Genomic DNA, 25,866 nt, shown 5'->3' on the forward strand with positions numbered 1-25,866 from the left:
AAAACACAACACAAAGCCGCAGGCCGAAAGGCCTGCGGCTTTTTCATCTTGTCTTGACAAAGGCAAAACAACAAGCACTCTCCGGCCTTGCAAGGTGGCGGAGGGTGCTTGTTGCTGCAAGTGCGGCATGATTTTCCCGCGCCCGGGGCGGCAGGCGGAAGCAGCGGCCTTACAGGCTCAAAAACCGCTGGGCGTCCCGGTTGCTGCCCAGAATGAAGATGGTCTCATCCGCCGTGAAGCAATGGGCGGGGCCCGGCAGCGGCTCCAGCTTGCCGTTGCGCTTGGTGGCCAGCACGTTGATGTGGTACTTTTGACGGACCGCCAGTGCCACGATGGTCTTTCCCACCCAGGAGGCGGGTACGGCGGTTTCGAAAATGGAGTGGTCCTCCGTCAGCTCAATGTAGTCGAAAATGTGGTCGGCACTGTACCGCACCGCCGCCCAGGATGCCATTTGCTTTTCCGGGTAGATGACGTCGTCAGCGCCGTTGCGCAGCAGGAACTTGGCGTGTACGTCCCGGGCCGCCCGGGCCAGCACGAAGGGGGCCCCGTGCTCCTTCAGCAGCGCGGTGGTCTCCAGGGAGCTTTGAAAATCGTCGCCGATCGCCACCACGCACAGGTCAAAATTGCGGACGCCCAGAGACGCGATGAACTGCTCGTTGGTGCTGTCGCCGATCTGGGCGTTGGTTACCAGGGGCAGGATGTCGTTGACCCGCTGCTCATCCCGGTCCACTGCCAGGACCTCGTGACGCAGCTCCCGCAGCTTTTCAGCCATGTGCCGCCCAAAACGGCCCAGACCGATCAAAAGCACAGATTTCATATGTAGGCTCCTTTCTTATCCCACCGTTACCGGCTCTTGCGGGAATTGAGACGCGGATGTGCCGTTTCCGGCCGTGAAGGCATAGATCATGGTCAGCCCGCCTACGCGGCCGAAGTACATGAGAAAAATCAAGATCATTCTGGAGGCGGCGGAAAAACGCGCGCTGCCGCCGAGAGACAGGCCCACCGTGCCGATGGCGGAGGCCGCCTCGAACAAAGCGTCCATCAGCGGGACGGCGTCGATGCAGCAGATCAAAATACCGCCCGTGAGGAACAGCAGGATGTACAAAAGGAAGATGGCGCAGGCGCTTTGGAGGGCGGAGTCCTGGACCCGCCGCCCGAAGCACTGGGCGCTGCGCCGCCGCCGGAAAACCGCCGCGGCGCTTAACAGCAGGACGGCGAGGGTGGTGGTTTTGAAGCCGCCGGCGGTGGAGCCGGGGGAGCCGCCGGTGAGCATCAGCAAAATGGTCACAAGCTGGCCGGCCTCGGACATCCGGGCCAGGTCCACGGTGTTGAAGCCGGCGGTCCTGGGCGTGACGGACTGGAAGAGGGCGGCCAGGAGTTTTTCCCCGCTGGACAGGCTCACCCACTGGGGGAGGCGGAACTCATAGAGCAAAAAGAAGAAAAAGCCAAACAGCAGCAGGGCGGCGGTGGTGACTAAAATGAGCTTGCTCTGCAGCCGGTATTCCTTGCAGCGCAGGCGGTGGACGGCAGCGTCCTGCCAGGTGAGAAAGCCCAGGCCTCCGATGACGATCAGAAGAATGACCACCACATTGACGGCGGGGTCCCCCACATAGCCTGTTAGGGAGGAAAAGGGGACGTCCCGGCCCATTAGGTCAAAGCCGGCATTGCAGAAGGCGGAGACCGCGTGGAAAACGGCGTACCAGAGCCCGCGCCACAGTCCCATCCGGGGACAGAAACGAAGGGCCAGAAGGACGGCTCCCACACCCTCCATGATAAAGGCGGCCTTTAAAATAAAGCCCGTCATGCGGACGATGCCGCCCACTTGGGGAGCGGAGATGGACTCCTGCATGACCCAGCGCTGCTTCAAACCGATCCGCTTTCCGGAAAAGATGGAGATGGCCACGGCCATGGTGACAACGCCCATGCCGCCCACCTGGATCAAAAACAAAATGACCAGCTGCCCGAACCCGGACCAGTAGCTGGCCGTGTCGTGGACCACCAGGCCAGTGACGCAGGTGGCGGAGGTGGCGGTAAACAGCGCGTCAAAAAAAGACGCCCCGCCCTGTCCCCTTGTGGAGAAGGGGAGCATCAGCGCCGCCGTTCCCAGCAGGATCAGAAGAAGGAAGCCGAAAATGATGACACGGGCGGGTGATACCCGCTCGCTTTTCCAAAAGGGCATGAAGGCCCCACGGAGCTTTTCTTTGAACACGCCGGAGCTGCCTCCCCTGTGTGACAAGTGTAAGAACATATAAAGGTTAATTGTATTATAGCATGGGGGAAATGAGGACTTTATTAGGGTTCTTTACACGGCATTAAAATTACATTAAGAAGCGGCGCGGTCCGGGCTGCCGCGCCCGAAGGCGGCAGGCAGTATTAATGCAATCTTAATCTCCTGCGGAAAATGTAAATCTCACCCATAGATGTTTGCGTTTATAATAAAAGTAGAGAACACAGCCGCGTTTGCCGCGGTGATGGGGAGGGGTCTGTGTGGAGGCTTTGATTCTGGCCGGAGGATTTGCCTGTATTGCCGTGATGGGCTTTTTCGTCATGGGACGTCTGGGAAAATTTCTGGATCAGGGCGGCATCCGCCCCTACTGGGACGAGGAGGAAGAGCAGACCTCCGGAGAGGCGGAGAGCATCACAGCGGACATCCCGGGTGAGTAAAACCGTTGCAGCATGGATGGCCAGCGGCTATAATCAACGGTGAGGACCACTGCGAGAGGAGGAACGCTCATGCAGGATGATCACCGCCCGGGCCCCGGCTCCCCCCACAGCCTATGGCAGGCGGAAGAAGTGCCGGGAGGCCAGCTGAAGATCTTTTTCGGTTACGCCGCCGGTGTTGGCAAAACTTACGCCATGCTGGAGGCGGCGCGGCGCGCGAAGGCCGCCGGCGTGGACGTGGTGGCGGGGTATATCGAGCCCCACACCCGGCCAGAGACCCAGACGCTGCTGCAGGGATTGGAGCAGCTGCCGGCAATGTCTGTCCTGTGTAAAGGGACGGAACAGAAGGAATTTGACCTGGACGCGGCGCTGGCGCGGCATCCCCAGCTGATTTTGGTGGACGAGCTGGCCCATACCAACGCCGAGGGCTGCCGGCATGTCAAGCGCTACCAGGATGTGCAGGAGCTGCTGCGGGCGGGCATCAATGTTTATACCACCGTCAACGTCCAGCATCTGGAGAGCTTAAACGACAAGGTGGCCGCCATCACCGGCGTGTCCGTGGCCGAGCGGATCCCCGACAGCGTGTTTGACTCCGCGGACCAGGTAGAGCTGGTGGACCTGGAGCCCGCGGACCTGCTGGAGCGCCTGCGGGAGGGAAGGGCCGGCCGTCCCCGGCAGGCCATGGGGAATTTCTTTACCGACCAGAATTTGGCCTTCCTCCGGGAGATCGCCCTGCGGCGCACGGCGGACCGCCTGGACACGACCCCCTGGCTGGAGGGAAATGAAAAGCCGAAGGCCGGCGAACACATTCTGATCTGCCTGTCCGCCTCCCCCTCCAACGCCAAGGTCATCCGCACCGCCGCCCGTATGGCGAAGGCCTTTCACGGTGCCTTTACGGCGCTGTTTGTGGAGACGCCGGATTTTGCCGCCATGTCCGAGGCGGACCGGACCCGCATCAGCGCCAATGTGCGGCTGGCGGAGGAGCTGGGCGCCAGGATCACCACCACCTACGGCGACGACCCGGCGGTACAGATCGCGGAATACGCCCGCATCAGCGGCATCTCCAAGATCGTTCTGGGCCGCAGTCCGCGCCGGAGCGGAGTCCACCACACCAAAAACCTGGTGGACCGGCTGAACGAACTCGCCCCCGACCTGGACATTTATATCATCCCGGACCAGCGGGGCAATCAGACGTCGCCCCACGCCCTCAGCCGGAAAAACACCCAGGAGCACCTCTCCGCCCTGGACATCCTAAAGACTCTGGGAGTTTTGACCCTGTGCACCCTGGGCGGTTATTTTTTCTCATTCCTGGGCATTTCGGACACCAATATCATCATGCTGTACCTGCTGGGCGTGCTGGTCATCTCCATGGTCACCACGGGCCGCAGCTACAGCCTGCTCTCGTCGGTGCTGTCGGTGCTGATCTTCAACTTCTTCTTCACCGCGCCCTACTTCACCCTGCGTAGCGACCCCAGCTATATCGCCACCTTCGGCATCATGTTCCTGGTGGCGCTGCTCAGCAGCTCTCTGACCACCCGGATCAAGACCCAGGCGAAGATGAACGCCGATAAGGCGTACCGTACCGCCATCCTGCTGGAGACCAGCCACAAGCTGCAGACTGCCGAGGGGGCGGAGTCTATTTTGACCATCGCGGCCCAGCAGCTGGGACACCTGCTGGAGCGGGACCTGGTGGTCTACCAGGCGGACGGCCAGGGGGGGCTCCTGCCGGCCATGTGCTTCCCCTTTGCCGAGGAGGCGGACCTGTCCGCTCTGCTGACGCCCGATGAGGAGGCGGTAGCGGAATGGGTCATGAAAAACAACAAGCACGCCGGCGCCACCACCAACACCCTGCCGGGGGCCAAGTGCCTGTACCTCTCCATCCGCGGAACCGGCGGCGCCCTGGCGGTGGTGGGCATCGCCGCCGCCGGGAACCAGCCGCTGCTGTCCTTTGAGAAGAACCTGATGGTGGCCCTGCTGGATGAGTGCGGCCTTGCGCTGGAAAAGGAACGCACCATGCGGGAAAAGCAGAGGGCGGAGGCCCAGGCGGACCAGGAGGCCCTGCGGGCCAATCTGCTGCGGGCCATCTCCCACGACCTGCGCACGCCCCTCACCAGCATTTCCGGCAACGCCAACATCCTAATGGAAAATGCCGACCAGCTGGAGCCGGAAAAGCGCCAGAGCCTGTTTACCGCCATCTACGACGACGCCATGTGGCTGATCAACCTGGTGGAGAACCTGCTGTCCATCACCAAGATCGAGGATAACCGCATCCACATGAACATTGAGCCGGAGCTGCTGGAAGATATTTTCGCCGAGGCGCTGTCCCACCTGGACCGGAACGCCTGCCGCCACCACATCGAAACAAAGCTGCCCGACGACATGCTGATGGCCGACATGGACGCCCGCCTTGTGGTGCAGGTGGTCATCAACATCGTCAACAACGCCGTCAAATACACACCGGAGGGGTCCCGCATCACCCTGTCCGCAAAGCGGGACGGCCGGATGGTTGCCGTGGAGGTCGCCGACGATGGACCGGGCATCCCGGACGAGGCAAAGGAAAGGCTGTTTGACATGTTCTACACCGCCGGAAACGAGCGGGGCGACGGGCGGCGGGGCCTGGGACTGGGTCTTGCCCTGTGCAAGTCCATCGTGACCGCCCACGGCGGCACCATTGCGGCCATTGACAATCACCCCCAGGGGACTGTTTTCCGCTTCACCCTGCGGGCATCGGAGGTAAGACCCTATGAATAAACCGCAGATCCTCTTTGTGGAGGATGACACCGCTGTCGGAAATCTCATTGCCACCACGCTGGAGACGCAGAACTACCAGTTCCACCGGGCCAAAAACGGTCAGCAGGCGGTGCTGGACGCCCTGTCCTACCGGCCGGATGTGATGCTGCTGGACCTGGGCCTGCCCGACATTGACGGCATCGAGATCATCAAAAAGGTCCGCTCCTGGAGCAACATGCCCATTATCGTGGTGTCCGCCCGGTCTGACGACCGGGACAAGGTGACCGCTCTGGACGCCGGGGCGGACGACTATCTGACGAAGCCCTTCTCCGTGGACGAGCTGCTGGCCCGGCTGCGGGTGGCGCTGCGCCGGGTGCGCTACGACAGCCAGAAGGCCAGCGGCGAGGCGGCCCGGTATCAAAACGGAGGCCTGGTCATCGACTATGCCGCCGGCTGCGCTTACCGGGACGGCCAGGAGCTCCATCTGACCCCCATCGAGTATAAGCTTTTGTGCCTGCTGGCCAAAAACGCCGGCAAGGTGCTCACCCATAACTATATCATCAGCGAGATCTGGGGCGCTTCCTCGGAGAACATATCGGCGGAGCTGCCCTCCCTGCGGGTCTTTATGGCGACGCTGCGGAAAAAGCTGGAGGTGGACCAGAGCCACCCCCAGTACATCCAGACTCATATCGGCGTGGGCTACCGCATGATCCAGTGCAATAAAGACAGCGAGCCGTAAGTGCCGGACCCTCTTGTAATAATGCTGTGCTTTTTTGAAAAAAGTTGTATGTTCCAACGAAAATTTCCGGCGGCCCTTGTAAGCCATCCGGCAAAATGGTAAAATCACCCCGAAAAATGGGGGAATGTGTCGATTCTCCCCGCTGCATTTTGCACAATATTATATGATGATGAAGGAGAATGTGGAGATGGCACTGAATAACTTTGACCAGATCGTGGAACGCGCCAAGCAGTCCTTCCGCAAGGAGCGGGTGGTCATTGCCGGAGCGGATTCGGAAAATATCCTGCTGGGCGCCTTTGAGGCCCAGGACGCCGGCTTTGCCTCCTTGATCCTGGTGGGCGAGCCCACCAAGGTGGAGCCCATGCTGGAGCGGCTGGGCCTAAAGGACAAGCCCTACCGCCTGGTGGCGACGCAGCCCGGCAACAATGTGGTCCAGGCCGCCATCGATATTATCAACCGGGGCGAGGGCGACGTGCTCATGCGCGGCAACACCCAGACCCGCAGCTTCCTCATGCGTCTGCTGGACGAGAATAACGGCCTGCGCACGGACAAGCGCTTGACTCATATCGACCTGGTGAGCATGCCGGAGTATCCCAAGCTCATCGCCATCGGCGACGTGACCGTCACCATCGAGCCCAACCTGCAGCAGAAAAAGCAGATCATCCGGGACATGGTGGAGATGCTGGAGTCCGTGGGCTATGAAAAGCCCAACATTGCTCTGCTGTCCATGGTGGAAAACGTCAGCTTCCACATGAAGGACACCGTGGAGGCCCAGCGCCTGGTGATGGAGCACGCGGAGAACCCCATCGCCGACTGCAACCTGGTGGGCCCCATCGCCTACGATCTGATCTTGTCCAAGGAGGCCGCCCGACTGAAGGGCTATGACAATCCCCTCTGCGGCGAATTTGACGGCATCGTGGCCCCCAACCTGATGGCCGGCAACCTCATCGTCAAGTGCTGGCAGATGCACGCCCACGCCAAGACCTGCGGCGTGGTCATCGGCGCCAAGGTGCCGGTGGCCCTGACCTCCCGCAGCGACGACAAGGAAGTGGCGTTCCTGTCCCTGGCCTTCTGCGCCGCCCTGGACCTGCAGTCCGACCGCTGAAAAAGCGAGCACCCGGAGCTTTCGCTCCGGGTGCTTTTTTATGAAGAGGGGGCGGCGGTCACAGGGTGGAGCCGTGACGCAGGGCCCGCACCACCGGCAGCTCCTCGCCGGAGAGAAAGCGGATGAGGGCGCCGCCGCCGGTGCAGACATAGTCCAGCTTGTCGGTGACGCCGTATTTGGCGGCGGCAGTGATGCTGTCTCCGCCGCCGATGACGGTGAAGGCCTTCGTGTCTCCCAGGGCGTTCCACACGGCCCGGGTGCCCAGCTCCGTTTCCGGCTGTTCAAAAACGCCCATGGGCCCGTTGGCGAATACGGTGGCGGAACCGCGGATCAAGTCCTGGTAAAGGACCGCCGTGTGGCTGCCCACGTCCGTGAGGGCGGCGCCGGCGGGGATGGCGTCCACCGGAGCTTCCTGCCGGCGGCCGTCCACGGTGTAGGCCGCGTCCGCCGGCAGGACGATGCGGCTTTGGTACTGGCTGTACAGCTCCCGAGCGGTCCCGATAAAGCCGGCGTAGCCGGAGGCTTCGATAAAGTCCATGCTGCCGCTGCCGATCTCCTTGCCGGCGGACGCCAGCATGATGTTCGCCACCAGGCCGCCGGTGAGCACGCGGTCCGCGGCGCCGTTTTCCAAAACGGCGCGCAGCATCAAAAAGGCGTCGGAGACCTTGGCGCCGCCCAGGATAAACGTGCAGGGATGGCTGGGGGCGGCCATCAGGTCGGAGACCACACAGTACTCCCGCTCAAACAGGCGGCCCATGGCGGAGGGCAGCACCTGCTCGAAGCCGCACAGGGAGGGCTGGTCCCGGTGGGCGGCGGCGAAGGCGTCGCAGATGTACAGGTCCGCAAGAGGTGCCAGCGTCCGCACCAGCAGCGTCTGGGCCTGCTGGGGGTGGGTCAGACGCAGGTTCAGCTCAAAGAGGGTCTGCTCCTCCGCCAGAAACCGCACGTTGTCCAGCAGCAGGATCTGGCCGGGCTCCAGGGACCGGATGGCCGCCTGGGCAGCGGGGCCGCATACGTCGGGGAGGAAGCGGACCTCCCGGCCCAGCAGCGCTTCCAGGACCTTGGCGTGGGGCGCCAGGGAATAGTAGTTCTGGTATTCGATGTCGCTGCCCTGGTGGGCCAGCAGCACCAGCCGGGCGCCCCGGTCCGCCAGCTCCCGCACCGTGGGGACGCAGGCCCGGATGCGGGCGGTGGAGCGCAGGGTGCCGGAGGCTTTGTCCACCGGCTGGTTGATGTCGACGCGGCACAAAACCGTCTTGCCGGCCACGTCCACGTCGTCCAGAGTGCGGATACCGTACTTCATGGCCGCCTCCTCAGCCCACTTTCCGGGCGGACACAGGCGCCTTGGGCTGGAACAGGCCCTTGAACTGGCCAATGTGCAGGTACTTGTTGGTCATGGCGGTGCCCTCCTCCCGGGTCAGCTGCATGGAGCAGGCGGCACGGATGCCGTCGATGGTCTCGGGAATGGTGACGCTTTCCTGGGGGATGTGGATGGCGTACATGAGGTCGTCACCGCTTTCTACAATGCTGTCGGCCCACAGGCCGATCTCGTACAGGTCGCCCCGGGGACGGCCCAGGTCCCGGCCGTACTTGAAGAAGGAGCTGTTGCCGGCGAAGCCGTCGTCGATGCTGACCACGCGGATGCGGGGGTGCTTTTCAAAGGCTTCCAGGGCCATCTCCCGGGTGATCTTCCGCTTGCCGCTGACCACCACGGTGATGATGTGGCCGTGGGTGACGGGGGTGTGGACCAGGATGCCGGTGGCGGAGATGTGGGGCATGATGGTCATGAGGTCCACCGCCTGGTGGGTGGGGGCTTTTTCCATCTGCAGGGCGTTGGTGAGGCCCCGGTGATAGTCGCCGGGGTCCGCCACCCGGCGGATGATGGTGATGGCGGCCTTCTCCACGCCGTAGGCCCGGTCCAGGCAGTCCACGGAGCGGATGAGGCCGGTGGTGTTGCAGGAGGTCAGCTTCAGGTACTGCTGGCCGATGCCCTTTTCGTAGTTGGCGTAGCCGTGGAAGAACACGTCAGCCACGGAGTTTTTCTCGCCGCCCTGGAAAATGGCCTTCACGCCGGCCTTTTCGTACAGGACCTTGTTCTTGGCGCCCACGCCGCCGGGGGAGGAGTCCAGCATGATGTCCACCTTGCCCAGCAGGTCCTGGAAGGTGCCGGACACCGGGATGCCCAGCTGGTCCAGGGCGTCGCTGTTGGCGCCGTCCACCAGGTACAGGTCGTAGGGCATGCCCTTTTCGTACAGGGCCCGCACCGCCAGGGTGGGCGCCAGGTCGGCCACGCCCACCAGCTCCATGTCCTCCTGCATGGCCACGCCGTCCGCCAGCCGCTGGCCGATGGTGCCGTAGCCCGCCACACCTACGCGAATCTTTCTCATGTCAAACGCTTCCTCTCCATAAATTATAAAGTGTTAGTTTAATTATGGTAAAATTATTGGTAACTTTCTGATGATGTGATGATAAACTATTGGTTTTCTTTTTGCAAGTCCTTTTTGAGAAAAAATTTAAAAAAATTCTCAAAAGACATTGAAAACCTACCTAAAACATTGTTATAATATTAGCAATCCACGAAAAAACGGGAAGGAAGGCGGCTTTGATGAGACTGGATCGGGTCAATGAAATGGAGCAGTACGTTCTGCGGAACGGAACGGCGTCTTTAGAGGAGCTGGCGGAGGAGTTCCACATCTCCATGAACACCGTCCGGCGGGACGTGTCCGCCCTTTTGAAGCGTGGCCGCATCCGAAAGACCTACGGCGGCGTAGCTGTCCAGGAGGCGCCGGGGATCTTGCCCATGGCGGTTCGGGCCGGGAAAAACCTGGAGGAAAAGCGGAAGATCGGCCGTTTGGCGGCGACACTGGTGGAAGACCGGCAGACCATTTTTCTGGATTCCGGCTCCACGGTGCTGACCATGCTGCCCTACCTCACGGGACGGAAGGATGTCACCATCGTCACCCACAGCCTTTCCGCCATGTACGAGGCCGCCAAGTATCCCAATTTAAAGGTCATCGCCCTGGGGGGACTGTACAGCCCGCCCACCAGCTCCTACGTGGGCATCTCCACCCTGGACGCGCTGGACCGCATCAGCGTGGACACGGTGTTTATCGCCGCCACCGGCGTGTCGCTGGAGCGGGGGCTCACCAACACCACCTATTTCGAGGCGGAGATCAAGCAGCGGGTGGTCCGGCGGGGCCGGGACCATGTGGTGCTGCTGGCGGACCACAGCAAGTTCGACAACGCCTCCACCATCTCCTTTTTCAAATTCGAGGACCTGTCCGCCGTGGTGACGGACCGTCTGCCCTCCCAGCCCTATTTGGATGCTATCCGGGCATGCCACATCCGCCTGCTGTGCGGCGAGGATGGCGAGTGAATCAAAAAAAGAGTCCCCGTCCAAAGGACGGGGACTCTTTTTTTGATACGCTTTTTACAGCCGGGTCACAACGGGAATGACCATGGGGCTGCGCTTGGTGGTCTTGAACAGGTAGCTGCTGATGGCGGACTTCACGGCGCCCTTCAGCTCGCCGTCGTCCCGGCTGCGCTTGCGGGACACGGATTTGGCGGCGTCCATGGCCACGCCCTGGAGCTCCTTCATCAAGTCTCCGGACTCCTTCACGTAGATGAAGCCCCGGGTGATGATCTCCGGCTCGCAGAGGATGGCGCCGTCGTGGCTGGAAACGGGCATCACCACCACCACCATGCCGTCCTCGGCCAGGCGCTTGCGGTCCCGCATGACCACGGCGCCCACGTCGCCCACGCCGGAGCCGTCCACGTACACCTCGCCGCTGGGGACGGTGCCGTTCACCTTTAGGGTCTTGGCGGTCAGCTCAATGACGGAGCCGTTGTCGGCGATGGCGATGTGGTTGCGGTCCATGCCCATCTGCTGGGCCAGCTGGCTGTGGATCTGCAGCATCCGCTGCTCGCCGTGGAGGGGCACGAAGAAACGGGGCTTCGTCAAGGCGTGAATGATCTTCAGCTCCTCCTGGCAGGCGTGGCCGGACACATGCAGGATGTCCGCCCGGTCGTAAATGACCTTCACGCCCTTGCGGAACAGCTCGTTGATGACCCGGCTCACCGTCACCTCGTTGCCGGGGATGGCGGAGGCGGAGATGATGACCTTGTCGCCGGCGCCCAGCTCCACCTGCTTGTGGGTGGAGAAGGCCATGCGGTACAGGGCGCTCATCTCCTCGCCCTGGGAGCCGGTGGTGACGATGACCTGCTTGTTCTTGGGCAGGCCCTTGATCTTGTTGATGTCCACCAGGGTGTTCTTGGGCACCTTCATGTAGCCCAGCTCCGTGGAGACCTTCATCATGTTCTCCATGGACCGGCCGGTGACGGCCACCTTCCGCCCGCACTGGGCGGCGGCGTCCAGCACCTGCTGGATGCGGTGGACATTGGAGGCGAAGGTGGTGACGATGATGCGCTCGTCACAGTTCTGGAACTGGCGGGTGAAGGTGGCGCCCACCGTCTTTTCCGAGGGGGTGAAGCCGGGGCGCTCCACGTTGGTGGAGTCGGCGCACAGGCAGAGGACCCCCTCCTTGCCCAGCTCGCCGAAGCGGGCCAGGTCGATGACCTCCCCGTCGATGGGGGTGGAGTCGATCTTGAAGTCGCCGGTGTGGACCACGGCGCCCATCTTCGTGTGGATGGCGAAGGCCACGGAGTCGGCGATGGAGTGGTTCACGTGGATGAACTCCACGGTGAACTTGCCCGCCCGGACGGTTTTGCCGGGCTCCACGGTGATGAGCTTCGTGCTTTTCACCAGGCCGTGCTCCTCCAGCTTCAGCTTGATGAGTCCGGCGGTGAAGCGGGTGCAGTAAATGGGCATGTTCACCTGCTTGAGCACGTAGGGGATGGCGCCCACGTGGTCCTCATGGCCGTGGGTGATGAACAGGCCGCGGATGCGGGCGCGGTTTTTGATGAGATAGGTGACGTCGGGGATGATGAGGTCGATGCCGTACATGTCGTCCCCGGGGAAGGCCATGCCGCAGTCCACCACGATGATCTCTCCGCCGTACTCATAGGCGGTCATGTTCTTGCCGATCTCATTCAGACCGCCCAGAGGGATGATCTTCAGTTTTTCTGCCATAGATTGAGATACTCCTTTTTGTTATACAAAAGATATGTAGTGTTTCTCACAGGCAGCGGCTGGAATGACAAGCGCCCGCGCGCCGAAAAAAGGCGCGGCAAAGCAAGGCGCCCAGTCCCTGTCCGGCCCCGTTTCGCCGGAAGGGGGATGGTGACGTCATCAAGGCTGTCTCCTGTGAGATTGTGATCTATTTGACCGGGACGGGAAGCGCGGTCCTGCCCGGTGAAATACAGGAAAATGCGGAGAAGCAGCGGCTCCTCAACGCGAATGTCAATATAGTATAGCACAGAAAAACGGATTTGTATACATTTTTCTTTCCATGAAAAACTTCCGACGGAAACTGTGAAAAAGCGGCTTGACATCCACGGCGGATGTGCTATTATGTGCACGTTAACAGAAAGGAGGGGCACTATGCGTGCAACCATCAAAATGATCGCTGAAAAGGCCGGCGTATCCATTGGCACGGTGGACCGGGTGCTCCATGACCGCCCGTACGTGAAGGCGGAGGTAAAGGAGCGGGTGCTGAAGGTGATGGAGGAGCTGGACTACCGGCCCAACCACATGGCCAGCGCCCTGGCCACCAGCGGCACCACCCGCCGCTTCGCCGTGGTGCAGCCTCCCTGGGAGGGATATGTGGGCCGGGCCATCTCCCTGGGCATCTACCGCTTTCGGGAGGAGCGCCGGGACTATAACCTGAACATTGCCATCGAGGAGTATCCCCAGGGGGATACGGAGGCCTGCCTCGCCATCCTGGACCGGCTGGCGGCGGAGGGGGTGGACGGTATTGCCCTGTGCGCGTCCGACACCGAGGCGGTGCGGAAAAAGCTCCAGGAGCTGGGAGAGCGCCACATCCCCGTGGTGACCTTCAACTCCGACATCACCGGGGCACGGCGGCTGTGCTACGTGGGGGAGGACGCCCACCGGGCCGGACGCATCGCCGGTGAGATTGCCTCCAAGTTCTGCCGCCCCGGCGACAGGATGCTGCTGGTCTACGCCGGCCCGGAGTACGTCAGCCACAAGGCCCGGGTGGACGGCTTTATGGAGCGTCTGGAGGAGCTGGGCTTTTCCGGCGGCGATTTCCGGGTGGCCATCACCCGCAACGACTATGACCTGACCCTGGCGGCGGTGACCCGGGCACTGGAGGAGGAGCCGGGGCTGAAGCTGGTGTACATGGCCAACCTCAGCGTGCCCGCCTGCGTGGTGGCCATCCGCCGGGCGGGGAAGGAGGGACAGGTCCGGGTCCTGGCCCACGACGGCGGCCCGGAGATCCGCGCCTTTTTACAGACGGGACAGGTGGATTTCAGCATCGACCAGAACCTAACCTACCAGAGCTACCAGGCACTGTCCGTGCTGTTCCAGGCGGTGCTGGAGCACAAGCTGCCGGAGCGGGAGTTTTACTATCCGGCCAGCCCGATTTTGAACGCGGAGACCGTGTGATACCGGCCTTGGGGGACCACGTCCCCCATCTTCCGGGCTATACCTGTGTGCGTACACAGAAAAGGAAGGGATCATGATGAAAGAACAAACCGCCGCCTCCGGCCGCTTTTTTACGGCTCCGGTGCTGACGCTGATGGCCCTGGGCTTTGTGCTGGGGTCCTGTGAATATGTGGTGGTGGCCATCCTGCCGGACATTGCCCGGGGACTGAATGTGTCGCTGGGCGCCGCCGGCAAGCTGGTGGGGGTGTTTGCCGCCGGCTACGCCATCGGCACGCCCATCGTCACCGCCGCCACGGGCCGCTTGCCCCGGTTCCGGCTGCTGACGGCGCTGATGGCCTTGTTTCTGGCGGCCAACCTCTTGAGCATGCTGGCGCCGAACCTGTGGGTGCTGTACGCCTCCCGGGCGTTGGCGGCGGTGCTCACCGGCACGCTGACGGCGGTGGGGCTGCTGTTCGTGGGAGAGGTGGCGCCGCCGGAGCACACCGCCAGGGCGGTGTCCATGGTCTACGCGGGCATGTCCTTGGCGACGGTGGTGGGCAATCCCCTCAACAAAACCATCTGCGCCCTGCTGGGGTGGCGGGCGGCCTTCGCCGTCATTCTGGCGGCGGGGGCGCTGCTGGTGCCGGTGCTGTTTCGGACATTGCCCCGCAGCGGCGCCTGCGCCGGCGGCAGCGGTTTTTTGCGGCAGTTCACGGTGCTGCGGGACCCGCGCTATTCCCTGTGCGTGCTGATGACGGTGGGCTGCTATGCCGCCACCTACATGGTCTACACGTACTTGACCCCCATTCTGACGGAGGTCCTGGGGGTGGGGGAGGCCGCCGTCAGCCCGCTTTTGATGGCGGTGGGCCTTTGCTGCATGACCAGCAACCTCCTGGCGGGCTGGCTGGGAGAGCGGGGCGGCGTCACCAAAACGCCGGCGGTGCTGGCGCTGCAGGCGGTCTTGTTTGCCGCCATGCCGCTCCTGTTTGGCAGCCGCTGGGCGGGCCTTGCCGCCGTGTTCGCCATGTGCCTTTTGATGTACGCCATCAGCACCCCGGTCCAGGTCCACGCCCTGGCCCTGGCGGAGCGGGAGCATCCCTACGCCATGAACCTCTGCGCCTCCACGCTGTCGGTGGCCGGCAACATCGGCATCGCCGTGGGCTCCTTTGCCAGCAGCGAGCTGCAGGCGGCAGTGGGAATGGAGCGGTTGGGCTTCCCGGGGGCTGTCATGGCCCTGGCGGCGCTGGGACTGAACCTCTTGCTGCTGCGCTCCTGCCGGCGGCGGTAAACACAGGTCCTTTGAAAAGCGGTGCCAGGCGGGCACCGCTTTTTCTGGATTTTCCATTGCGTGCATTTTAGAAAAATGCTATACTATTAAAATCTATCAGTATGCGCACCGGAAAAGCCGGATAAAGGAGACTTTGGAATGAGCAATAAAAAACTCTCCCGCCTGCTGGAACCCAATCTGCAGCTGTATTTTCTGTGCATGGCCGCCTTCTGCGCCGCCACGGCCACGGTGAGCCCCCTGCTGGCCCTGACGGAGGGCTGCGCCACGCTGGGACTGTATGTCTACTTTACCAAGTCCAATAAAAAGCGGCGGCAGGGCGTCCTCCAGTACATCGACAACCTCACCGGCAGCGTGGATACCGCCAGCAAATCCACCCTCATCAACTCCCCGCTGCCCATCATGGTGTTCCGGCCGGATACCGGCGAGGTCATCTGGAGCAACGAAAACTTCCTCCAGCTGGCCGGCGTGCGGGAGCACCTCTTTGAAATGCGGGTGGACGATGCCGTGCCGGATTTTCCCGTCCAGTGGCTGCTGGAGGGCAAGCAGGAGTGCCCCGGCCGGGTGGTCATGAACAGCCGCCGCTTCCGGGTGTACGGCAGCCTGGTCCGGGCCAAGGGCCGCAGCGGGGAGCAGAACCTGGTGGCGACGACCTATTGGGTGGACACCACCGAGGCTGACGACCTGCGGGAAAAGTATACCGCTACCCGCCCAGTGGTGGCGATCATCATGGTGGACAACTATGACGATCTGATGAAGGCCTGCGCCGACACCCAGCGCAGCGCCGTGCTGGCCCAGATCGACGAAAAGCTCAACAGCTGGGCCTCCTGGGCCGGCGGCCCCCTGCTGAAAACGGAGCGGGACCACTACCTGTTCATTTTTGAGGAGCAGCACTACGAGCACTTCGCGGCGGAGCGGTTCTCCGTGCTGGACGCCATCCGGGACATCAAGGTGGGCGAGGGCGTCCACCCCACGCTGTCCATCGGCGTGGGTAAGGACGCGGACACCATGGCGGAGCTGTACAAAAACGCCAACCTCTCCGTGGAGATGGCCTTGAGCCGGGGCGGCGACCAGGCGGTGGTCCGCAACAAGGTGGACTTCGAGTTCTACGGCGGCCGGGCCAAGACCACGGAGAAGCGGACAAAGGTGAAGTCCCGGGTCATGGCAAACGCCCTCAGCGAGCTGGTGGCGGACGCCACGGAGATCTACATCATGGGCCACAGCTTCGCGGACATGGACGCCGTGGGCGCCGCGGCGGGCCTTTGCTGCGTGGCCCGGAAGCGGGGCAAGCGGGCCCAGATCGTCATTGATGAGGAGCACAACGCCGCCCAGTCCCTGCTGCAGAAGCTCAAAGCCCTGCCGGAGTATGAGAACGTGTTCATCTCCGGCGGCGAGGCCTTTTTGAAGATGCAGCCCGGCGCCCTGTTGATCGTGGTGGACACCAACCGCCCCGACCTGGTGGAAAACCAGCAGTTGCTGGAGTCCTGCAACCGGGTGGCCGTCATCGACCACCACCGCCGGGCCGCCAGCTACATTGAAAACGCCGCCTTCAGCTTCCACGAGCCCTACGCCTCCTCCGCCTCGGAGCTGGTGACGGAGCTTTTGCAGTACCTGGTGGAGCCGGCGGACCTCCTGCGGGAGGAGGCGGAATCCCTGCTGGCCGGCATCGTGCTGGATACGAAGCACTTCACCCTCCGCACCGGCGGCCGTACCTTCGAGGCGGCGGCTTTCCTGCGGCGGGGCGGCGCGGATACCACCGACGTCCAGCGCCTGTTCCAGAACAACCTCAGCGAGATGGTCTCCCGGTACGACATCATCCGCCGGGCGGAGATGTACCGGGACTGCTTCGCCATCGCCGTCATTCCCCAGGACGGCGTGGACCGGGTGGCGGCCGCCCAGGCGGCGGATGAGCTGCTGGGCCTCAAGGGCGTGAAGGCGTCCTTCGTGCTGTTCCGCAACGGGGAAGATGTGCAGATGTCCGCCCGCTCTCTGGGCGAGATGAATGTCCAGGTGATCCTGGAGGCCCTGGGCGGCGGCGGCAATTCCACCACCGCCGGCGGCCGCGTGGAAAACGGCGATCCGCTGACCGTGCGGGAGCAGTTGTGCCAGGCCATCGACGACTATTTGGAAAAATAATGAGAAAAAGGAGAAATCAACCATGAAAGTCATTTTACAGCAGGATGTGAAGGGCCAGGGCAAGAAGGGCCAGATGGTGGAGGTGTCCGAGGGCTATGCCCGCAATTTCCTCCTGCCCCGGAAGCTGGCCATCGCCGCCACCGCCGACGCCATCAACACCATGAACCTCAAGGAGAAGGCCCGCAAGGCCGAGGAGGCCCGTCAGAAGGCCGAGGCCGAAGCCACCGCCGAAAAGCTGAAGGAGTGCCAGGTGAAGCTCACCGCCAAGGCCGGCAACGGCGGACGGCTGTTCGGCGCCGTTACCACCAAGGAAATTTCCGAGGGCCTGAAGGCCCAGTTCGGCATCGACATCCCCAAGCAGAAGCTGGTGCTGGACGAGCCCATCAAGGCCTTTGGCAGCTACCAGGTGAAGGCCAAGCTGGGCTTTGAGGTCGTGGGCACCGTGTACGTGTCCGTATTCGAGGAGAAGTAAACCCTTTGATTTTTCAAACTTCCCGGAGGTGAACGCTCATGGCAAATGAAGACCTGCTGCTGCGGCAGATGCCCCACTCCCTGGAGGGAGAGCAGGCGGTGCTGGGCTCCATGCTCATCGATTCCGAATGCGTCAAGGACGTGATGGACAAGCTGCGCCCGGCGGATTTTTACCTGCGGCAGAACCGGGAGATCTTTGAGACCATCTACTCCATGTTCACCTACGCCCGGCCCATCGACGGCATCACCGTCTGCGAGGAGATGCAGAAGGCCGGCACCTACGACGAAAACACCACCCGTTCCTACCTTGCCCAGCTGATGGAGATCACCCCCACCAGCGCAAACGTCATGGAGTACGTGGCCATCGTCCGGGACAAGGCGCTGCTGCGGGGCGTTGCCCAGGCGGCGGCGGAGATCACCGCCATGGTCCAGGAGGGCGTGGGCGAGGCCGCGGACATCCTGGAGATGGCGGAGCAGAAGGTGTACGCCGTCCGCCGGGGCCAGAGCGCCCAGGACATGGTGCCCCTGCGCCAGGTGCTGCCGGAGGTGTTGGACCGCCTCAGCGAGATGAGCGAGAGCGAAAACCACCTGCCGGGCCTTTCCACGGGCCTTTCCGCCGTGGATCAGAAGATCACGGGCCTCAACAAGTCCGACCTCATTCTGCTGGCCGCCCGCCCCGGCATGGGCAAGACCTCCTTCGCGCTGAACATCGCCTTGAACGTGGCCAAGAGCACCCAAAAGACCGTGGCTGTGTTCTCCCTGGAAATGTCCCGGGAGCAGCTGGCCATGCGCCTGTTGTCCTCCGAGGCCTGCGTGGAGAATAACCGCCTCAAGACCGGCTCCCTCCGGGAGACCGACTGGGAGAAGATCGCCGGCGCCGCCACCATCTTGAACAAGGTGGACATCCGCATCGATGACAACCCCATGCTGTCCGTGGCGGACATGAACGCCAAGTGCCGCCGCCTGGATAACCTGGGATTGGTGGTCATCGACTACCTGCAGCTGATGACCTCCGCCGGCGGCAAGAGCGGCGGAGAGAGCCGCCAGCAGGTGGTCAGCGACATGTCCCGTATGCTGAAGATCATGGCCAAGGAACTGAACATCCCTGTCATCTGCCTGAGTCAGCTCAGCCGCGCCAACGAAAAGCGGGACGACAAGCGGCCCATGCTCTCGGACCTCCGGGAATCCGGCGCCATCGAGCAGGACGCGGACATCGTTCTGTTCTTGTACCGGGACGACTATTATAATGAGGATTCGGAAAAGCATAACATCGCCGAGTGCATCGTAGCCAAGAACCGCCACGGCGAGACCGGCAAGGTGGAGCTGCGGTGGATGCCGGAGTACACCACCTTCGCCACGCTGGATAACCGCTATGGGGACGATGAATGAGCTGGCCGCCGCCGGGGCCTTTCTGCGCAGGCGCTTTCCCCAGGGGGGCAAGGTGCTGTGCGCCGTGTCCGGCGGATTGGACTCCATGTGCCTATTGGATTTCCTGTGCCGCCAAAGGGAGTTTTCCGTCACCGCCGCCCATTTCAACCACCGGCTGCGGGGCGCGGAGGCGGACCGGGACGAACAGTTCGTCCGGGATCACTGCGCCGCCCGCGGAATACCCTTTCTTTCCGGAAGCGGCGACACCCGCGCCCTGGCGGAGCGGGAGGGGCTTTCCGTGGAGGAGGCCGCCCGGCGGCTCCGGTACGATTTTTTGACCAAGACGGCGGCGGACGGCGGCTTTGACGCCATCTTCACCGCCCACCACGCCGATGACAACGCGGAGACCGTGCTGCTGAACCTGGTCCGGGGGACCGGGTCGGCGGGACTGTCGGGCATCCCCCAGGTGCGGGGGAATATCTGCCGCCCCTTCCTGCGCATTCCCCGGGCGGAGCTGGCGGATTACGCCGCCGCCCACGGCGTGCCCCATGTGGAGGACGCCACCAACGAGGACCCCGACGCCGCGGCCCGGAACGCTCTGCGGAGCTCTGTGATGCCGGTGCTGCGGCAGATCAATCCGAAGTACGTGGAAAATATTGCCCGGACCTCCGCCATTTTGCGGGAGGAGAGCGACGCCCTGGAATCCATGGCAAGGGGCTTGATGGACCAGGTCAAGGTGCTGCCGGACGGCGTTTGCGTGCCCTGCCTGATGCTAACGGATGTGCCCCAGGCGGTGGCGGAGCGGGCGGTGCTGCAGCTGCTGGCCCGGACCGCCGGACACCGGAAGGACCTAACGGCCGCCCATGTGCTGGCGGTGCTGGACCTGGCCCGGGGACGCCGGACGGACCTGGAGGTCTCCCTGCCTTACGGCATGACGGCGCGGCGGAAGAAATACACCCTGGAGATCACCCGGCGGCCTGCCCGGCCCGACGCTGCGCCCATCGCGGTGGGCGGCACCGTGGAGTTCGGCGGGACGGCCGTCATGATTTCCGATCATGCCTCCCCCGGCGCGCTGCCGGTGGGACTGCCGGAGGGCGCGGCCATGACCGTGACGCCCTGGCGTCCCGGCGACTGGCTGCGTCTGCCCGGCAGCCGAGGACCAAGGAGCTTTAAGCGCCTGTGCGCGGAGCGGGGACTGACCCCGGAGGCGCGGGACGCGCTTCCGGTGCTGCGGGTGGGGGAGGCCCACGCCGCCGACCCGGTGTTTGGCGTTCAACCGGATTTTGCACCCTGCCCCGGCGGACAGACGGTGTTTGTGAAATTTTATAAAAAAGACAGAGGAGAATCATCATGAGAAGTGAGATGGAGCAAGATATTCTGAAGGTCCTGGTGACGGAGGAGGAGCTGAAAGCCCGCATCGCCGAAATGGGCCGGGAGCTGTATGACCGCTTCCAGGGCAAGAAGCCCCTGTTCCTCAGCGTTTTGAAGGGGTCCTTCGTGTTCATGGCGGACCTGGTCCGCGCCTGCCAGCTGAAAAGTGATGTGGAGTTCATCGCCGTCAGCTCATACGAGAACGCCACCACCTCCTCCGGTCGGGTGCAGATCACCCATGACCTCCAGCAGGATATCACCGGCCGGCACCTCATCATTGTGGAGGATATTCTGGACTCCGGCAACACCCTGGCTTTCTTGAAGGAGTACTTCATGACGAAGGGCGCCGCCTCCATCACCATCGTGACGCTGCTGGATAAGCCCTCCCGCCGGGCCAAGGCCATCACCGCCGACCTGTCCGGCTTCGTGGTGCCCGACGAGTTCGTGGTGGGCTACGGCCTGGACTACGCCCAGCAGTACCGGAACGTGCCGTATATCGGCGTGCTGAAGCCGGAGGTCTACGCTGCCAAATAAGGCCGTGGCACACCAGCGGGCCGAAGGCCGCCGCCGATAGGCGTCCGAGTGTTTTGCCGGGGGCAAAACCTCGAAGCGGCCCGGATTCATTTCGGGGCGCTTACGTTCAAAAAAGGGCTCCCGCCGGACCTGTCCGGCGGGAAGGGGGGCTACGGCCTGGACTACGCCCAGCAGTACCGGAACGTGCCGTATATCGGCGTGCTGAAGCCGGAGGTCTACGCCGCCAAATAAGGCGATTTCCCGCATCCAAAGGAGGATGGATTTGTGACGAGACAAAATAAAGCGTCAGGCTTCAGCTTTTTGTTTCTCATCATGGTGATCGTGCTGTGCCTCAGCTGGCTGTGGCAGGCGGATACCCAGGGAGAGAAGCTGGACTATGCCCAGGTCCGCCAGCTGTTCCAGCAGGAAAAGGTGGAGGAGCTGAGCGTCAACAAGCAGCATGTTCTGACCATGAAGCTCAAGGGCGGCACCGATACGGTGCGCTATCAGCTGTACAGCTTTGAACTGTTTTACGAGGACCTGGACCCCCTTATCCAGGAGCAGTATGCCAAGGGTATCATCAAGGACTACGACTACCCGCCGCCGGAGTCCACCAACTGGCTGGAGTATCTGCTGCCCTGGCTTTTGATGATCGTGGTGATAGGCGCCATGTGGTATATGATGTTCGCCCGGGCCCAGGGCGGCATGGGCGGCGACCGTATGGCCAAATTCGGCATGGCCCGCACCCGCACCTTGACGGACAAGGACAAAAAGGTCACCTTTGAGGATGTGGCCGGTGCCGACGAGGAAAAGGAAGAGCTCCGGGAGATCGTGGAGTTTTTGAAGGACCCTCAGAAGTATATCGCCCTGGGAGCCCGCATCCCCAAGGGCGTGCTGCTGGTGGGCCCTCCGGGCACCGGCAAGACGCTGCTGGCCAAGGCTGTGGCCGGCGAGGCCGGCGTGGGCTTTTTGTCCATCTCCGGCTCCGACTTTGTGGAGCTGTACGTGGGCGTGGGCGCCAGCCGCGTCCGGGACCTGTTCGAGCAGGCCAAGAAAAACTCCCCCGCCATCGTGTTCATCGACGAGATCGACGCCGTGGGCCGCCAGAGGGGCACGGGCCTTGGCGGCGGCCATGACGAGCGGGAGCAGACCCTCAACCAACTGCTGGTAGAGATGGACGGCTTTGCCGCCAACGAGGGCGTTGTGGTGCTGGCCGCCACCAACCGGGCGGACGTGCTGGACCCGGCCCTGCTGCGGCCCGGCCGCTTCGACCGCCAGGTGTATGTGGGCCTGCCGGACATCCGGGGCCGGGAGGAGATCCTCCGGGTCCATGTGAAGGGCAAGCCCCTGGCGGAGGATGTGGACCTGAAGAAGCTGGCCAAGGGCACGCCGGGGTTCACCGGCGCGGACCTGGAGAACCTGGTGAACGAGGGCGCCCTGCTGGCCGCCCGGGAGGACCGGCCCTACATCTGCATGGAGGACCTGGAAAAGGCGGAGATCAAGGTCATCGCCGGCCCGGAGAAGAAGAGCCGGGTGGTCCCCCAGCACGAGCGGGAGCTGACCGCCTATCACGAGGCCGGCCACGCCGTGGTGATGCACAGCCTGCCGGGTCAGGACCCGGTGAGCCAGATCACCATCGTGCCCCGGGGCCAGGCGGGCGGCATGACCATCTCCCTGCCGGAGGAGGACCGCTCCTACCTCTCCAAGCGGTACATGGAGGACCAGATCGTGGGGCTGCTGGGCGGCCGGGTGGCGGAGAAGCTGTGCCTGGGGGACATTTCCACCGGCGCCAGCAACGACATCCAGCGGGCCACTCAGATCGCCCGGAAGATGGTGGCCTCCTACGGCATGAGCGACAAGATCGGCACCGTGTCCTTCGACGAGGGCCACGACGTGTTCATCGGCCGCACCATGACCCAGGGCCGCAGCTACTCCGAGGCCGTGGCGGCCCAGATCGACCAGGAGGTCCAAAACGTGGTGTCCCAGGCGTACAACCGCTGCCAGTCCATTCTGGAGCAGCAGCGCGACGCCCTGGAGACCGTGGCCCGGTATCTGCTGGAACACGAGACCATGGACCAGGAGGCTTTCCTGGCGGTGTTCGGCGAAGAACCGGCTGAGAAATAAGTGCATACGGACCGCCGTCTGTGGGAAACTACGGACGGCGGTTTTTCTCCGGAAGAATGCAACAAATGGCGGAGGAAAAGCGTCTGAAAAGAAAAGGAGGTGTCTGCAATGAAACGAGTGATTTTGAGCTGCACCCTGCTGGCCCTGCTTCTGTCCGGCTGTGGCGGAAATAAGGCAACGCCGGAAAATGTTCCTGCCGTGGAGAGCCAGCCTCCCGCGGAGCAGCAGGCCGCGCCTGGCGGAGACCGCAACCCCACGGCTGAGGAGTTGGGCCGGGAGGAGCGGACCGTGCTGGAGATGAGCGTGGAGGGAGAGACCGAGGAGGTCATCGCCGCCCTCTTCATCGGCCGGGGTTATTCCCTCTACATCCCCGAGGAGGGATGGCGCCATGAGAAGGATGCGGATGACGGCACGTTGGAGGACAGCTGGGAGAGCACCGTCAACGACGAGGTGGAGCTGGAGGTCCGGCGGTATCCCGCAAGGCTGAACGAATCGCTGGCCGAAGTCAAGGCGGACTTCACACGGGACCGGGACTATGTGTTCGAGGACCTGATGGGCGGCGAGCTGGGCGACCCCCTTACCGGCATGGATGAGGACGGAGATTTTTTGAGCTTCATGGCGGTGCAGAGCGGTGACGGCACCGTCTACGTCATCTCCTGGGAGTACCCGGCGGAGGCGGCGGAGGGCTTCGGCACCCGGCTGGCGCTGATCGCGAATACGTTCCAATTGACAGAATGAGAAACGGAGGACCGCCCGCCGGGCGGTCCTCCTGCTTTCTTGACACCATCTGACCTTATAAAATTTTCATGATTTGGCGATTTTCATAGATTCAAAGCAGGGGTATGATAGCTCCATCATTTACAAAGGAGTAAACCGACATGTCTTCTCAAACGCAGTTGCGTAAAAAGCATCCCACCAAGTGGCTGACCGTCACCGCCATGCTGATGGCCATGAATGTGGTCATGAGCTCTTTCAGCATCCCCGTTCCCGGCGGCCACCTGTATCTCAATGACGCCGTTATCTGCACAGCCGCCATTTTGCTGGACCCCCTGGGCGCGTTCATCGTGGGCGGTGTGGGCGCTTTTCTGGGCGACTTCTTCTTTTATCCCGCTCCCATGTTCGTCTCTCTGGTGACCCACGGCCTCCAGGCGGTGGTCATCTCCCTGTGCGCCCATAAGCTGTCCGCGGACCGCCGCAGCCGGGGCGCCCTGGTGGGCGTTATTCTGGGCGTGGTTATCAACGTGGTGGGTTACTCCCTGGGCCGGGCGTTCATCTACTCAACACCGGAGTACTCCCTGCTGAAGCTGCCCTTCCAGATCTTCCAGGCCACTTTCGGCGCTGTGGTGTCCATGCTGCTGTGCTTCCCCGCCGGCCTGCTGGCCTTCTGGGACAAGTTCTCCAACCGCTGAAACGCATATTCACAAAAGGACCGCCGTACGGCGGTCCTTTTTCACGTTATCCCAGCAGCACGCCGGCCACCAGAAACGCCATGGTCAGCAAAAGAAAGTACAAAACCAGCTTCCACACGTACTTTACCCAGCGGTCATAGGGCACATGGCCCAGGGCCAGGGCGCCCATGACCACGGCGGCGGTGGGGGTGATGATGTTCACCAGGCCCGAGGCGGACTGGAACGCCGTCACCACCAGGTCGCCGCCTACCCCGGCGAACCGGCCCAGGGGCGCCATCACCGGCACGGACAGCGTGGCAAGGCCCGAGGAGGAGGGAATGAGCACCGTCAAAGGCAGGTAAATAAGATACACCAGCAGCACGAAGCTGACGGGTCCCGCCCCGGAGAGGGCCTCCTCCCCCCAGTGGAGGATGGTGTCCGTGATGGCGCCGTCGTTCATGAGGACGGTGATGCCCCGGCTGATGCCGATGATGAGGGCCACGCCCAAAAGGTCCGCGCAGCCGGCCACGAAGGTCTCGGCGATCTCACTTTCCGTCATGCGGTCCATGAGGCCGATGAGAATGCCGCCCACCAGAAACAGCGCGCTCAGCTCCGGGAACCACCAGCCTAAGACCGGCAGGGCAAGGCCCATCTCGTCAAAGGGGATGACGGCGTAGACCATGATGAGGAACACCAGGGTGAACACCGCCATGATGGCCTTGCGGCGGGGGGTGTAGGGGACGGCGTCCTCCATGCTGACCTGGAGCTTACCGGCGCCTACGCCCACCACGGACCGGGAGGGGTTTTTCTTCACCCGGGCGGCATAGGCGGAGACATACCAAATGGCGGCGCTTTCAAATACCACCCATTGGAGCACCCGCAGCAAGATGCCCTCGCCCAGGGAGACCCCCGCGAAGCCGGAGGCAATGCCGGTGGCGAAGGGATTCACGGTGGAGCTGATGACGCCGGCGCCGGCCCCCAGCAAAATGACGGAGATGCCCACCACCGCATCATAGCCGGCGGCCAGAAACACCGGGATCAGCAGGGGATAGAAGGCCATGGTCTCCTCCCACATGCCGTAGGTGGTGCCTCCCAGGCCGAACAGCAGCATGAGGATGGGGATGAGCCACTTTTCCTTTCCCCCCAGTCGTTGGATGACCCGGGCCACGCCGGCGTCCACGGCGCCGGTTTTCATGACCACGCCCAGAAAGCCGCCCACCATCAAAATGAACACGCACACGTCCACCGCGTCGTAAAAGCCGGAGAAGGCGGCCTTCAGCACGGCGCCCACGCCCTGGGGACTGGCGGCGGTGGGATGGTACGTGCCCGCCGCCGGCACGCCGTCCACATAGTCGTAGGTGCCGGCGGGGATGAACCAGGTGGCGATGGCCACCAGAATAATGAGCAGGAACAAAATGGTGTAGGCTGTGGGCATGCGGAATTTTTTGCTTTCCAAAGGGAAACCCCCTT

General features: G+C 62.9%; 22 protein-coding genes. 16 read left to right on the forward strand and 6 right to left on the reverse strand.

Features of this window, described 5'->3' with window-relative positions:
* Positions 1-169: 169 nt before the first annotated feature.
* Positions 170-817 carry a potassium channel family protein gene (locus ACTQ4R_RS06515; RefSeq protein WP_441627000.1) on the reverse strand — a complete coding sequence of 216 codons (648 nt, stop codon included), beginning with the start codon at positions 815-817 and terminating at the stop codon, positions 170-172.
* Positions 818-832: 15 nt separating this feature from the next.
* Positions 833-2,179 (reverse strand): TrkH family potassium uptake protein, encoded by a 1,347-nt coding sequence (locus tag ACTQ4R_RS06520; protein ID WP_441627190.1) that lies wholly within the window; start codon positions 2,177-2,179, stop codon positions 833-835.
* A gap of 308 nt (positions 2,180-2,487) precedes the next feature.
* Here ACTQ4R_RS06520 and ACTQ4R_RS06525 point away from each other — a divergent pair, with 308 nt between their 5' ends.
* The 4 genes from ACTQ4R_RS06525 to ACTQ4R_RS06540 all read left to right on the forward strand — a co-directional run bounded on the left by ACTQ4R_RS06525 (position 2,488) and on the right by ACTQ4R_RS06540 (position 7,235).
* Entirely contained in the window at positions 2,488-2,664 is a 177-nt protein-coding gene (locus ACTQ4R_RS06525) for a hypothetical protein (RefSeq protein ID WP_441627002.1), read from the forward strand.
* Positions 2,665-2,733: 69 nt separating this feature from the next.
* Complete coding sequence (locus ACTQ4R_RS06530; protein WP_441627004.1) at positions 2,734-5,412, forward strand: DUF4118 domain-containing protein; 2,679 nt, start codon at positions 2,734-2,736, stop codon at positions 5,410-5,412.
* Positions 5,405-6,130: a response regulator gene (locus ACTQ4R_RS06535; protein WP_441627006.1), complete on the forward strand. Its 726-nt coding sequence runs from the start codon at positions 5,405-5,407 to the stop codon at positions 6,128-6,130. The genes ACTQ4R_RS06530 and ACTQ4R_RS06535 overlap by 8 nt, the downstream gene beginning before the upstream one ends.
* A gap of 187 nt (positions 6,131-6,317) precedes the next feature.
* Entirely contained in the window at positions 6,318-7,235 is a 918-nt protein-coding gene (locus ACTQ4R_RS06540) for a phosphate acyltransferase (RefSeq protein WP_441627007.1), read from the forward strand.
* 58 nt (positions 7,236-7,293) lie between these two features.
* Here ACTQ4R_RS06540 and ACTQ4R_RS06545 read toward each other — a convergent pair whose 3' ends face one another.
* Together ACTQ4R_RS06545 and ACTQ4R_RS06550 are read right to left on the reverse strand one after the other, a co-directional pair.
* On the reverse strand, positions 7,294-8,538 hold the full coding sequence (locus ACTQ4R_RS06545) for a phosphoglycerate kinase (protein ID WP_441627009.1): 1,245 nt from the start codon (positions 8,536-8,538) through the stop codon (positions 7,294-7,296).
* Positions 8,539-8,548: 10 nt separating this feature from the next.
* Positions 8,549-9,622 carry a type II glyceraldehyde-3-phosphate dehydrogenase gene (locus ACTQ4R_RS06550; protein ID WP_441627011.1) on the reverse strand — a complete coding sequence of 358 codons (1,074 nt, stop codon included), beginning with the start codon at positions 9,620-9,622 and terminating at the stop codon, positions 8,549-8,551.
* A 218-nt stretch (positions 9,623-9,840) separates the two neighbouring features.
* Between ACTQ4R_RS06550 and ACTQ4R_RS06555 the strand changes: the two genes are divergently transcribed.
* The gene (locus ACTQ4R_RS06555) at positions 9,841-10,611 is read left to right on the forward strand and encodes a DeoR/GlpR family DNA-binding transcription regulator (protein WP_441627013.1); all 771 of its coding nucleotides are present in this window, start codon (positions 9,841-9,843) and stop codon (positions 10,609-10,611) included.
* 54 nt (positions 10,612-10,665) lie between these two features.
* Here ACTQ4R_RS06555 and ACTQ4R_RS06560 read toward each other — a convergent pair whose 3' ends face one another.
* Positions 10,666-12,324, reverse strand: coding sequence for a ribonuclease J (locus tag ACTQ4R_RS06560; RefSeq protein WP_441627015.1), 1,659 nt, complete (start codon positions 12,322-12,324; stop codon positions 10,666-10,668).
* Positions 12,325-12,735: 411 nt separating this feature from the next.
* Between ACTQ4R_RS06560 and ACTQ4R_RS06565 the strand changes: the two genes are divergently transcribed.
* From ACTQ4R_RS06565 to ACTQ4R_RS06615, 11 genes are all read left to right on the forward strand, one after another.
* The gene (locus ACTQ4R_RS06565; RefSeq protein ID WP_441627017.1) at positions 12,736-13,761 is read left to right on the forward strand and encodes a LacI family DNA-binding transcriptional regulator; all 1,026 of its coding nucleotides are present in this window, start codon (positions 12,736-12,738) and stop codon (positions 13,759-13,761) included.
* Between the two features lie 73 nt (positions 13,762-13,834).
* The gene (locus tag ACTQ4R_RS06570; RefSeq protein WP_441627019.1) at positions 13,835-15,028 is read left to right on the forward strand and encodes an MFS transporter; all 1,194 of its coding nucleotides are present in this window, start codon (positions 13,835-13,837) and stop codon (positions 15,026-15,028) included.
* A gap of 138 nt (positions 15,029-15,166) precedes the next feature.
* Positions 15,167-17,161 (forward strand): DHH family phosphoesterase, encoded by a 1,995-nt coding sequence (locus ACTQ4R_RS06575; RefSeq protein ID WP_441627021.1) that lies wholly within the window; start codon positions 15,167-15,169, stop codon positions 17,159-17,161.
* 22 nt (positions 17,162-17,183) lie between these two features.
* Complete coding sequence (gene rplI / locus ACTQ4R_RS06580) at positions 17,184-17,633, forward strand: 50S ribosomal protein L9 (RefSeq protein WP_441627023.1); 450 nt, start codon at positions 17,184-17,186, stop codon at positions 17,631-17,633.
* A 38-nt stretch (positions 17,634-17,671) separates the two neighbouring features.
* The gene (gene dnaB, locus ACTQ4R_RS06585) at positions 17,672-19,021 is read left to right on the forward strand and encodes a replicative DNA helicase (RefSeq protein WP_441627025.1); all 1,350 of its coding nucleotides are present in this window, start codon (positions 17,672-17,674) and stop codon (positions 19,019-19,021) included.
* Entirely contained in the window at positions 19,005-20,354 is a 1,350-nt protein-coding gene (gene tilS, locus ACTQ4R_RS06590; RefSeq protein WP_441627027.1) for a tRNA lysidine(34) synthetase TilS, read from the forward strand. The genes dnaB and tilS overlap by 17 nt, the downstream gene beginning before the upstream one ends.
* On the forward strand, positions 20,351-20,905 hold the full coding sequence (gene hpt / locus ACTQ4R_RS06595; RefSeq protein WP_441627028.1) for a hypoxanthine phosphoribosyltransferase: 555 nt from the start codon (positions 20,351-20,353) through the stop codon (positions 20,903-20,905). The genes tilS and hpt overlap by 4 nt, the downstream gene beginning before the upstream one ends.
* A 48-nt stretch (positions 20,906-20,953) precedes the next feature.
* The gene (locus ACTQ4R_RS06600; protein WP_441627030.1) at positions 20,954-21,136 is read left to right on the forward strand and encodes a hypothetical protein; all 183 of its coding nucleotides are present in this window, start codon (positions 20,954-20,956) and stop codon (positions 21,134-21,136) included.
* Positions 21,137-21,217: 81 nt separating this feature from the next.
* Positions 21,218-23,008, forward strand: coding sequence for an ATP-dependent zinc metalloprotease FtsH (ftsH, locus tag ACTQ4R_RS06605; RefSeq protein WP_441627192.1), 1,791 nt, complete (start codon positions 21,218-21,220; stop codon positions 23,006-23,008).
* 108 nt (positions 23,009-23,116) lie between these two features.
* A complete protein-coding gene (locus ACTQ4R_RS06610) occupies positions 23,117-23,746 on the forward strand; it encodes a hypothetical protein (RefSeq protein WP_441627031.1) in 630 nt (209 codons plus the stop codon).
* A gap of 140 nt (positions 23,747-23,886) precedes the next feature.
* On the forward strand, positions 23,887-24,417 hold the full coding sequence (locus tag ACTQ4R_RS06615; protein ID WP_441627033.1) for an ECF transporter S component: 531 nt from the start codon (positions 23,887-23,889) through the stop codon (positions 24,415-24,417).
* A 46-nt stretch (positions 24,418-24,463) separates the two neighbouring features.
* Here ACTQ4R_RS06615 and ACTQ4R_RS06620 read toward each other — a convergent pair whose 3' ends face one another.
* A complete protein-coding gene (locus tag ACTQ4R_RS06620) occupies positions 24,464-25,852 on the reverse strand; it encodes a YfcC family protein (protein ID WP_441627034.1) in 1,389 nt (462 codons plus the stop codon).
* Positions 25,853-25,866: the final 14 nt, after the last annotated feature.

The organism is Dysosmobacter sp. Sow4_B12 (genome assembly GCF_052116665.1).
Taxonomy (GTDB): Bacteria; Bacillota; Clostridia; order Oscillospirales; family Oscillospiraceae; genus Oscillibacter.

Bases quoted from the DNA above. Each gene is read 5' to 3' on its own strand.
- ACTQ4R_RS06515 (WP_441627000.1), bottom strand. From the start codon at position 817: ATGAAATCTGTGCTTTTGATCGGTCTGGGCCGTTTTGGGCGGCACATG.
- ACTQ4R_RS06520 (WP_441627190.1), bottom strand. From the start codon at position 2,179: ATGCCCTTTTGGAAAAGCGAGCGGGTATCACCCGCCCGTGTCATCATT.
- ACTQ4R_RS06530 (WP_441627004.1), top strand. From the start codon at position 2,734: ATGCAGGATGATCACCGCCCGGGCCCCGGCTCCCCCCACAGCCTATGG.
- ACTQ4R_RS06535 (WP_441627006.1), top strand. From the start codon at position 5,405: ATGAATAAACCGCAGATCCTCTTTGTGGAGGATGACACCGCTGTCGGA.
- ACTQ4R_RS06540 (WP_441627007.1), top strand. From the start codon at position 6,318: ATGGCACTGAATAACTTTGACCAGATCGTGGAACGCGCCAAGCAGTCC.
- ACTQ4R_RS06545 (WP_441627009.1), bottom strand. From the start codon at position 8,538: ATGAAGTACGGTATCCGCACTCTGGACGACGTGGACGTGGCCGGCAAG.
- ACTQ4R_RS06550 (WP_441627011.1), bottom strand. From the start codon at position 9,622: ATGAGAAAGATTCGCGTAGGTGTGGCGGGCTACGGCACCATCGGCCAG.
- ACTQ4R_RS06555 (WP_441627013.1), top strand. From the start codon at position 9,841: ATGAGACTGGATCGGGTCAATGAAATGGAGCAGTACGTTCTGCGGAAC.
- ACTQ4R_RS06560 (WP_441627015.1), bottom strand. From the start codon at position 12,324: ATGGCAGAAAAACTGAAGATCATCCCTCTGGGCGGTCTGAATGAGATC.
- ACTQ4R_RS06565 (WP_441627017.1), top strand. From the start codon at position 12,736: ATGCGTGCAACCATCAAAATGATCGCTGAAAAGGCCGGCGTATCCATT.
- ACTQ4R_RS06570 (WP_441627019.1), top strand. From the start codon at position 13,835: ATGATGAAAGAACAAACCGCCGCCTCCGGCCGCTTTTTTACGGCTCCG.
- ACTQ4R_RS06575 (WP_441627021.1), top strand. From the start codon at position 15,167: ATGAGCAATAAAAAACTCTCCCGCCTGCTGGAACCCAATCTGCAGCTG.
- rplI (WP_441627023.1), top strand. From the start codon at position 17,184: ATGAAAGTCATTTTACAGCAGGATGTGAAGGGCCAGGGCAAGAAGGGC.
- dnaB (WP_441627025.1), top strand. From the start codon at position 17,672: ATGGCAAATGAAGACCTGCTGCTGCGGCAGATGCCCCACTCCCTGGAG.
- tilS (WP_441627027.1), top strand. From the start codon at position 19,005: ATGGGGACGATGAATGAGCTGGCCGCCGCCGGGGCCTTTCTGCGCAGG.
- hpt (WP_441627028.1), top strand. From the start codon at position 20,351: ATGAGAAGTGAGATGGAGCAAGATATTCTGAAGGTCCTGGTGACGGAG.
- ftsH (WP_441627192.1), top strand. From the start codon at position 21,218: ATGGTGATCGTGCTGTGCCTCAGCTGGCTGTGGCAGGCGGATACCCAG.
- ACTQ4R_RS06610 (WP_441627031.1), top strand. From the start codon at position 23,117: ATGAAACGAGTGATTTTGAGCTGCACCCTGCTGGCCCTGCTTCTGTCC.
- ACTQ4R_RS06615 (WP_441627033.1), top strand. From the start codon at position 23,887: ATGTCTTCTCAAACGCAGTTGCGTAAAAAGCATCCCACCAAGTGGCTG.